This is a genomic window from Stenotrophomonas rhizophila, assembly GCF_020857975.1.
GTDB lineage: Bacteria > Pseudomonadota > Gammaproteobacteria > Xanthomonadales > Xanthomonadaceae > Stenotrophomonas > Stenotrophomonas rhizophila_C.
This window is the reverse complement of sequence record NZ_JACWUO010000006.1, coordinates 102561-120607: the sequence shown is the minus strand read 5'-3', so window position 1 is coordinate 120607 and position 18047 is coordinate 102561. Positions and strand designations below refer to the sequence as shown.

Genomic DNA, 18047 nt, shown 5'->3' with positions numbered 1-18047 from the left:
CAGCCATCGCGGCATCCGTCGGCGGCCGGCCCTTCGTTTCACCCCAGTTCAATCACGTCAACTGCTGTCCACGCCAGCCCGCCCATGCCCCGGCGCAGGCGGCGCCGACCCCTGCCCAGCCGCCCCCGGCCAGGCAGGCATTGCCGATGCGCGCGATCAGGCGCGGCGCGTCGTGGGCGATCCACGCCCATTGGACATCCGCGCGCCGGTAGATCTTCAAGCGGGACCACCCCATGCGCCACGCCAACGCAGCCAGGCCATGCACATGCGCAGGGGCGATCTGCACCCGGCGTTGCCGCAGCAGCGCCTGAAGCGCCTGAAGGCGCAGGGCGGTACGTTGCCGGGCCCGCGCATTGAACAGGTCAACGCCGCGCAGGCGCTGCAGGAACGAACGCCGCTTGGCGCCGATCTGGTTACCGCCGTGCTGGCGGTAATCGATGGTGGGCCGCGGCAGCATGTCCAACCCCCCCTCCAGCGACGCAATCACCGCCAGCCACTCATCGTGGCTCCAGTCTGGCGCGACCGGCAAGCCCCGCTCCAGCAGAGACCGCCGCAGTGCGCAGGTCGCTCCGGTGACGAAGTTGCGCAGCAGGATGGAATCCAGCGCCAGGCCGGACCGTTCCAGCGCCACCTCGGCCGGATGCACTCCCAGTACATCCAGCAGGGTGGTACCCAGCGGCATGCCGGCACCATCGACCAGACGCGCATCGCTGTGCAGCAGCAGCAGGCCCGGGTCGGCGTCGAAGCGTTGCAGGAAGCTCGCCACGCGGTCCGGGTACCAGATATCGTCCTGGTCGCACAGGAACAAAATCTCGGCGCGGCAGCGTCGCAGCACCTCGGAGAAATTCAGTACGTAGCCCAGATTGCGCGGGTGCCGGATCACCTCGACATGGATGCCCAGGGCGGCCGCGCGCGATGCGAACCGCTCCAGGATGGCCAGGGTACCGTCACTGGAACCATCGTCACCGATCACCACCTCCTCGACCGCCACGGTCTGCGCCAGCAGGCTGTCCAGCTGCTCCTGCAGATAGTGCTCGCCGTTGTAGGTGCACAGTGCGACGCCAACGCGGGGTGCAGCGTTCAATTCGGGGCGGGCGCCGGACATCAGCTCGTCCTCGGTTGCGATCGGGCGGCGCGATGGTAGCAGAGCCGATCCACCGCACCACATGCAGGCCGCGCGCGCATCAGCACGTGCCCGTACCGATGCGCGCACGCGCTTGGGCCGGCGACATCGGCTGCCAGGTGGCCGCGTCGGGCCGGAACCCACGCGGCTGCACGCCCAGCAGGGCCTGCAGCCGGGCATTGTCGGCCAGCAGATCCTGCCCCAGCCGCGACACCGGGCCACGTGCGCGCGGCACCAGGCTGGCCAGCAGGCGCAACCCGGCCGCGGGCAGGTACAGCGGCAGCGTGCGCTCGGCCAGGCTGGCATGTACGCGTTGGAACATCTGCTGGTAATCCAGCCGCTCGCCGCCGCCGATCTCCAGCACCTGGCCGCTGGCCGCATCGCCGGCCAGGGCGGCCATCACCGCCTGAGCGATGTCGTCGGCGTGCACCGGTTGGCGCAGGCCATGGGTCATCGGGATCGGGAACACGCGCAGACGCCGCGCACGCTGCACGATCGGGGTAAGACTGCGATCGATGCCGGCGCCGTAGATCAGGGTCGGCCGCAGCAGGGTCCAGGCCATGCCCAGCCGCGCCGCCTGCGCGGCAATGCCCTGTTCGCCGCGCTGCAGGCGCAGCACCACGGCCTGCTCATCGGCCTGGGCGGAGTTCTGCTTGGTCACCACGCTCATCGAACTGGTGGCGATGATCTTCGCCGCCGGCGCCACCGGCTGGGCTGCCAGCCAATCCACCAGGGGGTCCATCGGGCCGAAGCTGACGATGGCCTGCCAGGAACCGCCGGCGGCGCTGCGCAGCACGCCGGGCAGGTCGCCTGCAAGCCAGCGCACGCCCTGCTGTTCCGGTTGCCGGTGCCGGCTCACCGCCAGCACCGGCAGCTGCGCGGCGACCAGCCGCGGCAACAGGAACCGGCCGATCTGGCTGGTCGCGCCGGAAACAAGAACGGTCATGCCGGACTCACGCTCGAACGGGCCGAGCACTATAGCCCAAGCCGACCGGCGCTCTCAGCGGGCGCCCTCGATGTCGCGCAGGCGCTGCTGCAGCAACTGGTAGTCGCTGTTGGCGGTATCCACCCCGAGTGCGTCGGCCTGCTGCAGCGCCCGCCGTGCAAAATCCAGATCGCCACTGCCCAGCCGCTCGCTGCCGATCGCCAGCCAGCGCTGCGCCAGCCGCTGCCGTGCCGGTGCCAGGGCCGGATCGGCATGGGCCAGCACCTGCCAGGCGTCCAGGCAGGCACCGGCGGCCTGTACGCGGTTTTCGCGCAGGCGGTCTTCAAAGCAGCGGCGGGTGCCCGGCAGCAACCGTTGCGCCGCCGCGCGCACGCGCGCATCGCCTGCGGCAAGGGCCTGTGCTTCACGCAGCGCGTCGTAGGCACTGCGCCCCGGCGGCGTCAGGAAATGGCCCTGCGCCTCGGCATCGGCGATGCGCTCGAGCAGGGCGGCCAGCGCCCGCTCACGCTGTACGCGCGGTGCCGAGGGCGTCTTCAAGGCCTGCTGGGCCTGGCGCGCCTGGGCGACCGCCTGGCGCGCCTGGGCAACCCCCGCCTCGGCCGCGTCCAGCGATTGCGCCGCCTGCAATGCCTGCTCGGCCTGGTCGAAGCGGAAATCGCCGGCCAGCCGGACCGCCCGCACCAGCTGCGCCTCGGCGACGCGCTGCAGGCCGAGGCGGGCCGCCGGATCGTCGGGCAGCGCGGCCAGTACCGCCTGGAAACCGGCGGCGGCCGCATCCCAACGCTGCCGCTGCAGCGCACGTTCGGCCTGTCGCTGGCGCTGTTCCAGCGCATTGTTCAAGGCTTCCTGGGTGGCCGGCAGGTCGACGTGGCCGGCATCGAACCGGCGCGCCCGCTGGACCAGCCCGGCCGCCTGCGCCAGCTGGCCGGCCGCAGCGGCCTGGCGCGCCTGCAGCAACAGGTCCGACAACGCATCCTCGCGCCCTTCCAGCGCGCGCAGCTGGTTCGGCGCCACCGCCAGCACCTTCTGGAACAACGGCAGCGCCGCATCCTCGCTGCCATCCAGGCGCTGCGCCAGCAGGGCCGCTTCGGCACGGCCGAGCAGCACGCCGACCCCGGCCTGCGCCCCGCGCCGCGCGCGCAGCTGTTCGGCCAGCACGTCGGCATCGAGCTGCGGCACCTGCAGCTCGCGGGCCAGTGCCAGCGCGCGCCCGGCCGCGTCCAGGTCGCCGGCCGCCAGCGCATCGCGGGCCTGCTGCAAGGCCGCCTGCGCGGTGCGCGCCAATCCGTTGCGGGCCTGGTTGCGGTCGCCGTCCAGGGCCAGCGCGGCCTGGTAGGACTCGCGCGCGCCGCTGCCGTCGGCCGCGCTCAGGTGCCCGGCGGCCAGCGCACGGTCGCCCTGGTCGAGCAGTTGTTCGACCTGCGGTTCATTCCAGAACCAGTTGGCCAACGGCCCGCGCAACAGCGCCAGCAGCACGAACACCAGCACCGCGGCCGGCACCGCCCACCGCCACACGCGCCGCGCATGGCGCGCCTGCAGCCACCACCAGCGGCCTTCGCGGCGCACCCGGCGCAGCGCGGCGTGCGCGGCATCGTCGTGGTCGGAAGAGTGGCTCATCCGTTGAGCCTAGCGCGGACCACGTGAGGTCAGCCTAGACGGCGCGCATCGCTGACCCCGGGCAGGGCATCGAGCTTGCCCAGCAGGGTGGACAGCTGGCCGTAATCGCTCACCTTCAACCGCAACCGCAGGTGCGCGCGGCCGCTGTTGCGGACGTTGTCGCTGTGGATGTCCAGCACGTAGGCATCTTCCTGCGCGATCAGGTTGGTGATGTCCTTGAGCAGCCAGCGCCGGTCGACCGCATCGACCACCACATCCACTTCGTAGCCACTGCCGGCCTGGCCCCACTCCACCGGCAGGATCCGCTGCGGGCTGGCCGCGGCCAGCCGCGCCAGCGCGGCGCAGTCGGTGCGGTGCACGGTGACCCCGCGGGTGCGGGTGAGATAACCCACGATCGGCTCGCCGGCCACCGGCTGGCAGCAACGCGCCAGCTGCACCAGCAGGTTGCCCACGCCCTGCACGGTGAATTTGGACTTGCCCAGGCTGTCGCGGCGCGCGGTCGGCCGCGGCAGTGCCGGTGCGGCCGGCTGGCTGGCGGCGCGCTCGGCTTCCAGCAGCGCGCGGCTGACCTGGTTGGGCCCGGTGTCGCCCAGCGCGACCTGGATATACAGATCATCGACGCTGTCGGCGTGGAATTTCTTCGCCGCAACGCCCAGGTCGGCATGTTGCAGGCCCAGCCGTTTCAGTTCGCGCTCCAGCAGCTCGCGCCCGGCGTGCACGTTGCGCGCGCGGTCGAGCTTGTGGAACCAGCCACGCACTTTTTCCCGCGAGCGGTTGCTGGCCAGGAAGCCATTGGCGGCCAGCAGCCAGTCGCGGCGCGGGTCGGCCTCCTTGCCGGTGAGGATTTCCACCCGGTCGCCACTGCGCAGCCGGTAGGTCAGCGGCACGATGCGGCCGTTGACCTTGGCCCCGCGGCAGCGGTGCCCGACCATGGTGTGCACGTGGTAGGCAAAGTCCAGTGGGGTGGCGCCCTGCGGCAGGTCCATCACCTCGTCCTTGGGACTGAGCGCATACACCCGGTCTTCGGTCAGCTCGGCATCCAGCGCACCGGCCAGTTCACCGGCATGGCCGTCCTGGGACTGTTCCAGCAGCTGGCGCATCCAGGTGATCTTGCGGTCGAAGGCCTTTTCGGCGCCCTTGCTGCCTTCCTTGTAGCGCCAGTGCGCGGCCACGCCGAGTTCGGCCTGGGCATGCATGTCATGGCTGCGGATCTGTACTTCGATGGTGCGCCCTTCCGGGCCGATCACCGCGGTGTGCAGGGAGCGGTAGTCGTTGGCCTTGGGCCGGGCGATGTAGTCGTCGAATTCGCTGGGCACCGGCGCCCACAGCGAATGCACCACGCCCAGCGCGGCATAGCAGGCGGCCACGTCGGGCACCATCACCCGTACCGCGCGGATGTCGTAAAGCTGCTCGAAGGCCAGCTTCTTCTTCTGCATCTTCCGCCAGATGCTGTAGATGTGCTTGGGGCGGCCGCTGACCTCGGCGCTGAGGCCCTGCGCATGCAATTCGCGCGAGAGCACCTTTTTCACCGTTTCCACATAGCGTTCGCGCGCCAGCCGGGTTTCATCCACTTCGCGCGCGATGCGCCGGTAGGTGTCCGGTTCCAGGTGGCGGAAGGCCAGGTCTTCCAGTTCCCACTTCAACTGCCAGATGCCCAGCCGGTTGGCCAGCGGGGCGTGGATGTCGCGGGTGAGCTGGGCCAGGGCGCGGCGCTCGGACTCGGCCAGGCGGTCGGCGCCGCGCATGCGCGCCAGTTGCCGGGCCAGCAGGATCGGCACCACCCGCAGGTCCTGGATGATCGACAGCAGCAGCCGGCGCAGGCCTTCGCTGTTGCGGCCGGCATCGCGGCCGGCATGCAGGGCCCAGACCTGGTCGGCCGCATCCTGGCCTTCCAGCAGGCCGGCCACGGCCGGCTTGAGCGGGCCCAGCGGCAGCGCGTCCAGGCCGGCGCGCAGCCACGGCAGGTCGAACAGCAGCGCTGCCAGCAAGGCGCTTTCGTCGGCCGACAGCAGGGCCAGCGCATCCAGCGTGTCGGCCAGCACCGACCAGGTCGAGCGCAGCGGCGGCTCGGCGTCGGCTGCCTGCCAGCGCAGCAGCAGCGCCTCGCGCAACGCCGTGGGCAGCGACGCCGCCGAGGGTCGGTTCAACAAGGCATCCAGGCCGGGGACAGAAGCGCGGTTCACAGCATCGTGCAGGCAAGACAGAGACCCCTACACTAGCGCCGCCGCTGTTCAGGGACAATCAAAACCGCCGCATCGCTGCGCATCAGCTGATTCCCGCAGCGCCCGCCGGGCCACTTGGCGCTGTGCGCCGATGCTCGCCCAAACGCAGCCGCTGGCCCTACACTGCGGCCACATCCAGGAGAGTTGCCATGCGCTTTTCCCGTCTACGTGTATTGGCCAGTGCGGCCGTCCTGTTGAGCCTGGCCAGCCCGGCGCTGGCGCAGCGGGTGGTCGAAGGTGATCTGCAGCAGCAGATGACGCCGGCCGAGTTCAAGGCCGCCGGCCTGGACAAGCTCAACCCCACCGAACTGGCCACCCTCAACAGCTGGCTGCAGGGCAAGGTGGCCGCGGTCACCGCCGATGTGCGCGAGCAGGTCCGCGAACAGGCGCGCGAGGAAGGCCGCCAGGAAGTGATCGTCAAGAACCGCGGCTTCTTCGATTTCGGCAGCAGCGAACCGATCGCCAGCACCCTGCCCGGCGAGTTCCGTGGCTTCGGCAAGGGCCGCCGCTACGTGCTGGCCAATGCGCAGGAATGGGAGCAGACCGACGACACCCAGCTGGCAGGCGTACGCAAGACCGACCCGGTGGTGGCCATCACCCCGGGCGTGGCCGGCGCCTGGTACCTGCGCGTGGAGGGGGTAAACACCCGCGCCAAGGTACGCCGGGTCAAGTAGGCCGCCATCGCCCCTGCCGCGTCGGCACGGGGCGACGCGGGGTCAGGCCTGGCGCAGCGCGGCCACGCGCTGGGCCAGCTTCTTGGCCGACACACCGGTCTTGGCGCCCAGTTCCTGGGCGAACAGCGACACCCGCAACTCTTCCAGGTCCCAGCGCAGCGCCTGCCATTGCGGGCGCTGGCGTTGCCCGCGCGCGTCGGCCTCGGCAAGTGCATCGATGAACGGCCGCAGTTCCAGCATGCGCGCCTGGTCGCGCGGGGGATCGCGCTTGGCCCGTTCGCTGCGCAGGATCATCGCGCGCAGGTAACGCGGGTACTGGGCCAGTGCGTCGGCCGGGGTATCGCGCAGGAAGCCCGGATGCACCAGCGCGGCCAGTTGCTGCTCCAGATCGTCCAGGTTGCCGCGCGCCCAGCCCATCAGCGGTGATTCCAGCAAGGGCTTGAGTTCGGCGACGTGGGCCAGGATGTTCTCGGCCAGCTTCAGCCGTGCCACCGCCTCGGCAAACAGCCCCTTGCCGGCCGCATCGCGGCGCTGGGCGAACGCGGCCGGATTGCGGATCTCGCCCAGCCCATCGGCCAGCACCGCGTTGATCGCGGCATCGACCAGATCGCCGCGCAGGCGTTCCTGCGATTCGATCGCCGCATACAGCAGGCCGGTCTTGGGCGGCACCGGCAACTGCTTGCGGGCCTGCTTGGCCTTGTCGGCCAGCGCGATCTCCAGCAACCGGCGCACGCCGCGCGGATGCTGCTCCAGGGCTTCGTTGCGGTCGGCGAAGATGCGCAGCGCGGCCGTCTCGCCGGTATCGACCAGGGCCGGGTAGGCCGGCACGCCGGCTTCGCCGGGCACCTGCAGCGGAATCGGCGTGGCCGGGAAGTCGCGCAGGCCGGTAGCGGCCAGCGCGCGCCCGGCGCGTGCGGCAAACGCATCGCCGGCCTGGGTGCCAAAGCGCGCGCGCAGGCCGTCCAGGTCGCGCGAACTGGCCAGCAGCTTGCCGTCGGCGGCGTACAGCCGCAGGTTCATGTGCAGGTGGGTGTCCAGCGCGGCCAGGTCGAAATCGGTGGCGGCCAGCTGCGCGCCGGTGGCGCGGGTCAGGAACCGGGCCAGCTCGCCGCGGATATCGTCGGCGCTGGGCTCGGCGAAGGCTTCGGCAAAGGCGCGGCCGAAATCCGGTGCCGGCACGTAGTTGCGGCGCATCGCCTTGGGCAGGCTGCGGATCAGCGCGGAAGCCTTGTCGGCGACAAAGCCCGGCGCCAGCCACGACAACCGCGCCGCATCCAGCGCATTGAGCAGGTGCAGCGGCACATCCAGGCTGACCCCGTCGTCCTCGCTGCCCGGTTCGAACCGGTAATGCAGGGCCAGCCGTGCATCGCCCAGCGCCAGGTACTTGGGATACCGCTCGGCATCGCTGCCCTCGCCGGGCAGCAGGTCGGCCAGCGACCAGGCCAGCGCACGGCGTTTTTCCGGGGCCAGCGCCTGCCACCAGGCATCCAGCGCGGCGGCCGAATGGATCTCGCCGGGAATCCGGTCCAGGTACCAGCGCGCCTGCCAGCCCTCGTCGGCGACGATGCCGGCGCGGCGCAGCTTGGCCTCTTCCTCGCGCGCCTGCTCCAGCACGGCCAGGTTGTCGCCGATCACCCCGGCGCGGGTGTTGATTTCGCCGGTGACCAGGCCTTGGCGCACGAACAGCTCATGCGCCTCGGCCGGCGCGATGCGGCCGTAGTGGACCGGCTTCTTGGGCGCCAGCACCAGCCCGAACAGGCTGATCTGCTCGGAGGCCAGCACCTGGCCCTGGGCGCGCGACCAGTGCGGGTCGAAGTGCTTGCGCAGCAGCAGGTGCGGCAGTTCGGCAATCACCCAGTCCGGTTCGATCGCCGCATTGGTCAGGCCCCAGATCTTCTGGGTGTCCAGCAAGGTGGCGGTGAGCAGCCACGGCGGCGGCCGCTTGGCCAGGACCGAGCCGGGGAACGGCAGGAAACGGCGCTGGCGCGGGGCGAGGAAATCGCCCTTGTCGCTGCGGTGGCCGATCTGGGTGGGCAGCCCGGCGATCAGCGCGCGGTGCAGGGTCTGGTAGGCGGCCGCGCGCACCTTTTCGCTGAAAGCACTGCGCGCCTCGGGCAACGCAGCGGCCGGCCCGGCGCTGGCCGGCGCCGGTTCGGCCTTGCCTTCGCGGGCCAGGCGCGCGGCACGGTGCTGCTGGCCGCGGGTGGCCTTGACCTTGGTCTGGTCATCGGCGGCCGGGGCCGGCGCGGAGGCACCGGCCAGCAGTGGCTCCAGCGCGGCAGCGGCCGGTTCTTCGGTCCAGCCCAGTTCCTCGCATTGCAGGCGCAGCTGGCGATGCAGTTCGCGCCATTCGCGCATGCGCAGGAAGCCGAGGAAATGGCGCTCGCACCAGCCGCGCAGCTTGGACTGGGTCAGGTCTTCATGGGCCTGGCGGTAGCCGTCCCACAGCCGCAGCACGCCGACGAACTCCGAGCGGCCGTCGGCAAACAGGGCATGGGCGGCATCGGCCGCGCCGCGTGCTTCGGGCGGGCGTTCGCGCGGGTCCTGGATGCCCAGGAACGAGGCGATCACCAGCATCGGCCGCAGGCAACCTTGGGCCTGGGCGGCCACCAGCATGCGGGCCAGCTTGACGTCCACCGGCAGGCGCGCCATCTGCCGCCCGACCGGCGTCAGCCGCCGCTCGGCATCGACCGCGCCCAGTTCGCCCAGCTGCTGCCAGCCATCGGCGACCGCGCGCTCGTCGGGCGCTTCCAGGAACGGGAAATCCTCGATCCGGCCCAGGCCCAGCTGCAGCATGCGCAGGATCACCCCGGACAGGCTGGAGCGGCGGATTTCCGGATCGGTGAACTCGGCGCGCGACTGGAAATCGGCCTCCGAATACAGCCGGTAGCAGATGCCCTCGGACACGCGCCCGCAACGGCCCTTGCGCTGGTTGGCACTGGCCTGGGACACCGCCTCGATATGCAGCCGGTCCAGCTTCTGGCGTGGACTGTAACGCTTGATCCGGGCCAGGCCGGGATCGATCACGTAGCGGATCCGCGGCACGGTCAGCGAGGTTTCGGCGACATTGGTGGCCAGCACGATGCGGCGCTTGCTGCCCGGGTTGAACACCTCGTCCTGGTCTTTCACCGACAGCCGCGCATACAGCGGCAGCACGTCGGTTTCGCGGTATTTGCGCCGTTCCAGTGCCTGGTGCGCGTCGCGGATCTCGCGTTCGCCGGGGAAGAACAGCAGGATGTCGCCCCGCGGGTCGACCCGGGTGATCTCATCCACCGCCGCCACCACCGCGTCGTTCACCGTGCGCTCGCCATCGCGGTCGCTGCCCTCACCGCCCGATTCGCCTTCCAGCGGGCGGTAGCGCACTTCGACCGGGAAGGTACGGCCTTCGACGCTGATCACCGGGGCATCGTTGAAATGCTGGGCAAAGCGCGAGGTGTCGATGGTGGCCGAGGTGACGATCAGCTTCAGGTCCGGGCGCTTGGGCAGCAGCTGCTTGAGGTAGCCGAGCAGGAAGTCGATGTTCAGGCTGCGCTCGTGCGCCTCGTCGACGATGATGGTGTCGTACTGGGACAGCCAGCGGTCGCTGCTGATTTCGGCCAGCAGGATGCCGTCGGTCATGAACTTGATGCGGGTGTCATCGCCGACCCGGTCGGTGAAGCGCACCTGGTAGCCCACGGTGGTGCCCAGTTCGGACTTCAGTTCCTGCGCCACGCGGGTGGCCACCGCGCGTGCGGCAATCCGTCGCGGCTGGGTGCAGCCGATCATGCCGGCCACGCCGCGGCCGGCGGCCAGGCACAGCTTGGGCAGCTGGGTGGTCTTGCCCGAGCCGGTTTCACCGGCGATCACCACCACCTGGTGGTCGCGGATCAGCGCGGTGATCTGCGCCGCTTCACGCGCAATCGGCAGCTGTTCGTCCAAGGTGACCGCAGGCAGATTGCGCGCGCGCGCCTGGCGGCGCTCCACCGAAGCCTGCAGGGCTTGCTCGAAGGCGGCCGCCACGCCGGCATCGCCGGGCTTGGCGCGCATGCGCGACAGCAGGCCCAGCAGGCGGCCGCGATCACGGCTCATGGCCTGGTCGAGGGCCGGCTGCGGCGGGTGCCGGGGAGAGGCGCTGGTTTTGTTGATAGGGTTCATCAATCGAATTGTTTAGAACTTTTGTTTACTACTGAAAGAGTAGTCTGATCTATTGTGAAGGCCATCCCAATCCAACAGGAGACGTTTCCCATGGCGAAGACCAAGACCCCGGTCAAGGCAATCAAGGCCAAGACCGGCAAGCAGAAGCTGGCAACGGCGGCCCCGTCGGCCCCGAACATCGATATCGGGATCAAGGAAGGCGATCGCAAGAAGATTGCCGATGGGCTGGCGGCCTTCCAGGCCGATGCGTTCACGCTCTACCTGAAGACCCACAACTTCCATTGGAATGTGACCGGGTCGATGTTCAACTCGCTGCACACCATGTTCGAGACCCAGTACACCGAACAGTGGGCCGCGCTGGACGACGTGGCCGAACGCATCCGCGCCCTGGGCTTCAACGCGCCGGGTTCCTATCGCGAATTCGCCGCCCTGACCTCGATCACCGAGGAACCGGGCCTGACCGACAGCGCGGACTGGCGTGAGATGGTACGCCAGTTGGTGGCTGCCAACGAGGCGGTGTGCCGGACCGCGCGCAAGGTGCTGGACGTGGCCGACGACGCCGACGACGCCCCGACCGAGGACCTGATGACCCAGCGCCTGCAGACCCACGAGAAGTACGCCTGGATGCTGCGGTCGTTGCTCCAGTAAAGCGGGTTGTTTGGCGCGCTCATGTTCTGCGCGCGGCGAGGCTCCCAGCCCCTTGCCGGGACACGCCGTAAATCCTTCCCTGGAGGCTCGTGGGCGCCATCCTTGGCGCCCAACGGTCCCGGCAAGGGGCTGGAACCCTCGCCTAGATGGATGTGCATCTGGCGGTTGGGAAGAGAGAAGAGCATGCAGAACAGGCGTCCGATGGCGCCTGTTCTGCGTTTTGGGCCCTTCGCTTCCATGTCTGCCGGCAAGGACACTGCTTTAGGCTTTGGCTCGCTTTCCCCCGCGCACCGACCAACTGTCAGGGGCGCGGGGTGTGGGGGTTGGCGGGACCGTTGGGCGCCATGGATGGCGCTCACGAGCCTCCAGGGGTGAGAACGCATTGCTTGCGAGGCATTGCCTCGCATGCGCTCGAACGCCCAGCCGCCAGCGGCTGGGCCGGACCGCGGAGCGGGATTTACGGCGTGTCCCGCCAACCCGCACACCCCGCGCCAACCATTGGCAGGAATAACTATGGCCTTAGGCTCTGGGGCTTTGGCTTTGGCTTTGGCTTTGGGCTTGGAGTCGATTCTGCGGAAAGCCGGCCAGCGGCCGGCACTACCCTGATCCTGGACGGTGCCGGAGACTTGTGGGCGTGGGCCTACGCGCCAGACCGCTGTTGGAGGACACGGCCGGCCTGCGCGGCGGGGTAAACTAGTGCGATGTCTTCCCGCCCCGCGCACGACCTGCTCAGCCGTATTTTTGGTTACGACGATTTCCGCGGTCCGCAGCAAGCGATCGTCGAACATGTCGCCGCCGGCAATGACGCGCTTGTATTGATGCCTACCGGCGGCGGCAAGTCGCTGTGCTACCAGGTACCCTCGCTGCTGCGCGACGGCACCGGCATCGTCATCTCGCCGCTGATCGCGCTGATGCAGGACCAGGTCGAAGCCCTGCGCCAGCTGGGCGTGCGCGCCGAGTTCCTCAACTCCACCCTCGATGGCGACACCGCCGCCCGGGTCGAACGGGAACTGCTCGCCGGCGAACTGGACATGCTCTACGTCGCCCCCGAACGCCTGCTCACCGGCCGCTTCCTGTCGCTGCTGGCGCGCAGCAGGATCGCCCTGTTCGCCATCGACGAAGCCCATTGCGTCTCGCAGTGGGGCCACGACTTCCGCCCCGAGTACCGCCAGCTCACCGTCCTGCACGAACGTTGGCCCGACGTGCCGCGGATCGCCCTGACCGCCACCGCCGACCCGCCGACCCAGCGCGAAATCGCCGAACGCCTGGACCTCACCGGCGCCCAGCACTTCGTCAGCTCCTTCGACCGCCCCAACATCCGCTACACCGTGGTCCAGAAGGACAACGCCAAGCGCCAGCTGCTGGACTTCCTCAAGGTCCACCGCCAGGAAGCCGGCATCGTCTACTGCATGTCGCGGCGCAAGGTCGAGGAAACCGCCGAGTTCCTCTGCAAGGAGGGCATGAACGCCCTGCCCTACCACGCCGGCCTGCCCGCCGAAGTGCGCGCGGCCAACCAGCGCCGCTTCCTGCGCGAGGACGGCATCGTCATGTGCGCCACCATCGCCTTCGGCATGGGCATCGACAAGCCCGACGTACGCTTCGTGGCGCATACCGACCTGCCCAAATCGATGGAAGGCTACTACCAGGAAACCGGCCGCGCCGGCCGCGACGGCGAACCGGCCGAAGCCTGGCTCTGCTATGGCCTGGGCGATGTGGTGCTGCTCAAGCAGATGATCGAGCAGTCCGAAGCCGGCGAAGAACGCAAAAGCCTGGAACGCAACAAGCTCGACCACCTGCTGGGCTACTGCGAATCCATGCAGTGCCGCCGCCAGGTGCTGCTGGCCGGCTTCGGCGAAACCTACCCCCAGCCCTGCGGCAACTGCGACAACTGCCTGGTGCCGCCCGATGCCTGGGATGCCAGCGTGGCCGCGCAGAAGGCGCTGAGCTGCGTCTACCGCAGCGGCCAGCGGTTCGGCGTGGGCCACCTGATCGACATCCTGCGCGGCGGCGAGAACGACAAGATCCGCCAATTCGGGCATGCCCAGCTCAGCACCTACGGAATCGGCAAGGACCTGGACGCACGCACCTGGCGCAGCGTGTTCCGCCAGCTGGTGGCCGCCAGCCTGCTGGAAGTGGACAGCGAAGCCTACGGTGGCCTGCGCCTGACCGACGGCAGCCGCGAGGTACTCAAAGGCCAGCGCAAGGTCATGATGCGCCGCGAAAGCCCCAAGGCCCGCGAGCGCGAGCGCAGCGGCCAGCGTACCGGCCTGTCGGTACTGCCGCAGGATCTGGCCCTGTTCAACGCGCTGCGCAGCCTGCGCGCCGAACTGGCCAAGGAACAGAACGTGCCGGCCTTCGTGATCTTCCACGACAGCACCCTGCGCAACATCGCCGAACAGCGCCCAACCAGCATCGACGCGCTCGGGCGGGTCGGCGGCATCGGCGGCACCAAGCTGGCCCGCTATGGCGAGCGGCTGGTGGACATCGTCCGCGAGCAAGGCTGATGGGCCGCCGGCACGGCCATGGACCGGGCGCCAGGCTTGAACGGCGCGTTCAGCTGCAGGTGCACGCGCGCCGGTTTGGCGCTAGGGTAGGCCCCATGTCCGCCGGTAGCCTGCTCCTGCGAGTGGTCCTGATCTTCAGCCTGTTGCTCAACGGGTTGAATGTCGCCATGGCCGCGCCGATGGCCATGGCCCTGGCCGCACCGGTTGCCGCCGCACCGGCCGCGCCCTGCCACGGCGATGCCCAGGCAGTAGCCACGCACCACGACCATCACCCCGATGCGGCCGTGCAGGCCCCGCATGACGGCGACCACTGCAAAATCAAGGAATGCCTGCGCAACTGCGCACAGCAACCCAGCCTGGCGGCGACCATCGCCTGGATCGCCAGCCCGCCGCCACTGACCCTGGCCCCGCTCGAGCGCACCCGGCCGGCCCTGCCGGCGCTGCCGCTGGACCGCATCACCCGCCCTCCGATCGGCTGAACCTGCGCCCCTTGCGGGCGCGTCTGTTCGATGCGATGCCACGCCTTGCCGCGTGCGCGTCCTGACCGCACCTGCCGGTGCCACTCCCATCCGATTCGGAGCTGCAATGTCATTCCCCAACACACCCGGCCCGGGCCAGCTGCCCATGCCGTCGCGCCGCCTGTTCGTACAAGGCGCCGCCGCCGGCGGCGTGGTCGCCGGCCTGGTCGCCAGCGGCCTGCCCGGCCGTGCCTTCGCCGCGGCCGGCCCGAGCGTGGCCGGCGCCCCGCAGGTCCTCAGCGGCACGCAGATGGACCTGAGCATCGGTGAATCGCTGGCCAACTTCACCGGCCGCACCCGCCCGGCGATCACCGTCAACGGCAGCCTGCCCGCGCCGATCCTGCGCTGGCGCGAAGGCGACACCGTCAGCGTGCGCGTGGCCAACGCCCTGCAGGGCCACCCCACCTCGATCCACTGGCACGGCATCCTGCTGCCGGCCAACATGGACGGCGTGCCCGGCCTGAGCTTCAACGGCATCGCCCCCGGCCAGGCCTACCAGTACCGGTTCACCCTCAAGCAGTCCGGCACCTACTGGTACCACAGCCATTCGATGTTCCAGGAACAGGCCGGGCTGTACGGCGCGCTGATCATCGACCCGCTGCAGCCGGCGCCGTACCGCTTCGACCGCGAGCACGTGATCCTGCTGTCCGACTGGACCGACATGGACCCCGGCGCGCTGTTCCGGCGCATGAAGAAACTGGCCGAATACGACAACTACTACAAGCGCACCCTGCCCGACTTCCTGCGCGATGTCCGCAAGGACGGCTGGGCCGCGGCCACCGCCGACCGCGGCATGTGGGGCCGGATGCGGATGACCCCGACCGACATCTCCGACATCAACGCCCACACCTATACCTACCTGCTCAACGGTACCGCCCCGGCCGGCAACTGGACCGGGCTGTTCCGCAGCGGCGAAAAGGTGCTGCTGCGCTTCATCAACGGCGGCTCGATGACCTATTTCGACGTGCGTATCCCCGGCCTGAAGATGACCGTGGTGGCCGCCGACGGCCAGTACATCCATCCGGTCAGCATCGACGAATTCCGCATCGCCCCGGCCGAAACCTTCGATGTGATCGTCGAACCCAGCGGCCAGGACGCTTTCACCATCTTCTGCCAGGACATGGGCCGCACCGGCTATGCGGCCGGCACCCTGGCCGTGCGCCACGGCCTGCAGGCCCCGATTCCCGCACGCGACCCACGCCCGCTGTTGACCATGAGCGACATGGGCCATGACATGACCCATGTCCCAAATAGCATGTCGGGCCATGGCTCAAACGGCATGTCGGGCCACGCCATGAAGGGCATGGAAGGCGGCTGCGGCGCCAACATGGGCCACGGTACCCACGGCGGCAACGCCAAGGCACCGCGCCACGCGCCTAGCGAGAAGGGCAACCCGCTGATCGACATGCAGAGCATGGCCACCGAGCCCAAGCTCGACGACCCCGGCATCGGCCTGCGCGACAACGGCCGCAACGTACTCACCTACGGCGCGATGCGCAGCCTGTTCGACGACCCGGACGGGCGCGAACCCGGTCGCGAGGTCGAGCTGCACCTGACCGGGCACATGGAGAAATTCAGCTGGTCCTTCGACGGCATTCCGTTCGCCGGCGCCGAACCGCTGCGCCTGAACTACGGCGAGCGCATGCGCATCGTGCTGGTCAACGACACCATGATGCAGCACCCCATCCACCTGCACGGGGTGTGGAGCGACCTGGAAAACGCCGAGGGACACTTCCAGCTGCGCAAGCACACCATCGACATGCCGCCGGGCACCCGCCGCACCTACCGCGTGCGCGCCGACGCACTGGGCCGCTGGGCCTACCACTGCCACCTGCTGTACCACATGGAAGCGGGCATGATGCGCGAAGTGAGGATCGAAGAATGAGCCGCGCCCCTCTCACCGCACTGACCACGGCCCTGCTGCTGGCCTTGTCCGCACCGGCATGGGCGCAGTCGCATGCCGGCCATGCCGCAACGCCGACCACGACCAAGGCGCCACCGGTGGATCACAGCCGGATGGACCACTCGAAGATGGGCCATGACAGCAGCGATCACGGCGCGATGGATCACTCCAAGATGGACCATCGCAGCACCGATCACAGCCAGATGGACCATGCCGCGATGGGCCACGGCGCTCCGAAACCGCCCGCCCCCAGCGAGCCGCTGGAACCGATCCCCGCCGTGACCGCCGCCGACCGCGCCGCCGCGTTCCCGCCGATCGACCACGGCGCGATGGAACATGCCCCGCAGGTCCACAGCATGCTGCTGGTCAACCGGCTGGAGCAGTGGGACGGCCGTCATGGCAATGGCCAGGCCTGGGAGGCCAGCGGCTGGGTCGGCGGCAACATCCACCGCTTGTGGCTGCGCAGCGAAGGCGAGCGCAGTGGCGGCAGCACCGAGTCGGCCGACCTGGAAGCGCTCTACGGGCGTAGCGTCTCGCCCTGGTGGGACGTGCTGGTGGGCGTCAAACAGGACTTCCGGCCAGCCGATTCGCGCACCTGGGCCGCGCTCGGCATCCAGGGCCTGGCCCCGTACAAGTTCGAGACTTCGGCCACGGCCTATGTCGGCGAAGGTGGCCAGGTGGCGGCAAGCGTGGAGGTGGAGTACGAGCTGCTGCTGACCAACCGCCTGATCCTGCAGCCGCTGCTGGAAGCCAGCTTCTCGGCCAGGGACGAGCCCGAGTACGGCAACGGCGCCGGGCTCAACAAGGTTGAAGCCGGGCTGCGCCTGCGCTATGAGTTCAGTCGTCGTTTCGCCCCCTACATCGGCATCAGCCACGAACGCCTGTTCGGCGACACCGCCGACTACCACCTGGCCGCCGGCGAACGTGCCCGCGACACCCGCTGGGTGGCCGGCATGCGCATCTGGTTCTGAGGAAAAAGATCCCGGGCGCGGCGAGCGCCCGGGACAACAGGGGTTGTGCATGCCGGATCAGACGGGCCGCAGGCGGGGCGTCACAGGTGGCCGCGTCGAAGCGTGGCCTGTCCTGTCCGACACCCGGGCAGCCTTGCTCGTTGGCACCCGGGTATTGATTGGATGCGCCCGGGCAAAGGTTCCGCCATCGGCCGGCGCTTTTTCCCTCCGGCGCCCGATGGCGTAAGCTGCCGCCCCGCCCTGTGAAGACCCGCGCCATGGCCCTGTTGATCCGTCGCGCCACCCCGGCCGACGCCGACGCCTTGTCGGCGATCGCCATCGCCACCTATACCGAAACCTTCGGCGACTCCTACCCGGCGCAGGATCTGCAGGCCTTCCTGCAGGACCATTACAGCCCGGCCCCGCAGCGGCGCGAGCTGGAAGACCCGCACAGCGCGGCCTGGCTGCTCGAGGAAGACGGCCGCGCCGTGGGCTATCTGGCAGCCGGCCCGAACGGCTTGCCGCATGCCGATGCGGCCGCTGGCGATATCGAGCTCAAGCGTCTGTACGTGCTGGCCAGCCACCAGGGTGGCGGCCACGGTGCGCGACTGATGGAGGCGTTCCTGGCCTGGCTGGATCACCCGGTGCACCGCCGCCTGTGGGTCGGCGTGTGGTCGGAAAATTTTGGCGCCCAGCGGTTCTATGCGCGCTACGGCTGCGTCAAGGTCGGCACGTATGAGTTCGTGGTCGGCGACAGCCGCGATCTGGAGTTCATCCTGCGCCGGCCCTGAGCGACAGGGCCGGCGCG

The 18047-nt window shown here is 69.6% G+C and carries 12 protein-coding genes; 7 read left to right on the top strand and 5 right to left on the bottom strand.

The window, feature by feature from the left end; translation table 11 throughout:
• Positions 1-52 precede the first annotated feature (52 nt).
• Genes IC535_RS08045 through IC535_RS08030 form a run of 4 tightly spaced genes read right to left on the bottom strand, consistent with a single transcriptional unit; the run spans position 53 to position 5869 of the window.
• Positions 53-1267, bottom strand: a complete 1215-nt coding sequence (locus tag IC535_RS08045) for a glycosyltransferase family 2 protein (RefSeq protein WP_228958669.1) — start codon at positions 1265-1267, stop codon at positions 53-55.
• Entirely contained in the window at positions 1185-2069 is an 885-nt protein-coding gene (locus IC535_RS08040; protein WP_228884139.1) for an SDR family oxidoreductase, read from the bottom strand. Before IC535_RS08040 ends, IC535_RS08045 begins: the two co-directional genes overlap by 83 nt.
• A gap of 54 nt (positions 2070-2123) precedes the next feature.
• Positions 2124-3686 carry a hypothetical protein gene (locus tag IC535_RS08035; RefSeq protein WP_228884138.1) on the bottom strand — a complete coding sequence of 521 codons (1563 nt, stop codon included), beginning with the start codon at positions 3684-3686 and terminating at the stop codon, positions 2124-2126.
• A 29-nt stretch (positions 3687-3715) separates the two neighbouring features.
• The gene (locus IC535_RS08030) at positions 3716-5869 is read right to left on the bottom strand and encodes a RelA/SpoT family protein (protein WP_228884137.1); all 2154 of its coding nucleotides are present in this window, start codon (positions 5867-5869) and stop codon (positions 3716-3718) included.
• Positions 5870-6057: 188 nt separating this feature from the next.
• On the opposite strand from IC535_RS08030, the gene IC535_RS08025 reads away from it, so the two are divergent.
• Positions 6058-6582: a hypothetical protein gene (locus tag IC535_RS08025; protein WP_228884136.1), complete on the top strand. Its 525-nt coding sequence runs from the start codon at positions 6058-6060 to the stop codon at positions 6580-6582.
• A 42-nt stretch (positions 6583-6624) separates the two neighbouring features.
• Here the strand turns inward: IC535_RS08025 and hrpA are convergent, their stop codons facing one another.
• Positions 6625-10716: an ATP-dependent RNA helicase HrpA gene (gene hrpA, locus IC535_RS08020; protein WP_228884135.1), complete on the bottom strand. Its 4092-nt coding sequence runs from the start codon at positions 10714-10716 to the stop codon at positions 6625-6627.
• Between the two features lie 90 nt (positions 10717-10806).
• On the opposite strand from hrpA, the gene IC535_RS08015 reads away from it, so the two are divergent.
• From IC535_RS08015 to IC535_RS07990, 6 genes are all read left to right on the top strand, one after another.
• Positions 10807-11364, top strand: a complete 558-nt coding sequence (locus IC535_RS08015; protein ID WP_228884134.1) for a Dps family protein — start codon at positions 10807-10809, stop codon at positions 11362-11364.
• Positions 11365-12065: 701 nt separating this feature from the next.
• On the top strand, positions 12066-13868 hold the full coding sequence (gene recQ, locus IC535_RS08010; RefSeq protein ID WP_228884133.1) for a DNA helicase RecQ: 1803 nt from the start codon (positions 12066-12068) through the stop codon (positions 13866-13868).
• A 95-nt stretch (positions 13869-13963) separates the two neighbouring features.
• Complete coding sequence (locus IC535_RS08005; RefSeq protein ID WP_228884132.1) at positions 13964-14347, top strand: CopL family metal-binding regulatory protein; 384 nt, start codon at positions 13964-13966, stop codon at positions 14345-14347.
• 106 nt (positions 14348-14453) lie between these two features.
• A complete protein-coding gene (locus IC535_RS08000) occupies positions 14454-16271 on the top strand; it encodes a copper resistance system multicopper oxidase (protein ID WP_228884131.1) in 1818 nt (605 codons plus the stop codon).
• Positions 16268-17260, top strand: a complete 993-nt coding sequence (locus IC535_RS07995) for a copper resistance protein B (RefSeq protein ID WP_228884130.1) — start codon at positions 16268-16270, stop codon at positions 17258-17260. Before IC535_RS08000 ends, IC535_RS07995 begins: the two co-directional genes overlap by 4 nt.
• A 257-nt stretch (positions 17261-17517) precedes the next feature.
• The gene (locus tag IC535_RS07990) at positions 17518-18030 is read left to right on the top strand and encodes a GNAT family N-acetyltransferase (protein WP_228884129.1); all 513 of its coding nucleotides are present in this window, start codon (positions 17518-17520) and stop codon (positions 18028-18030) included.
• Positions 18031-18047 lie beyond the last annotated feature (17 nt).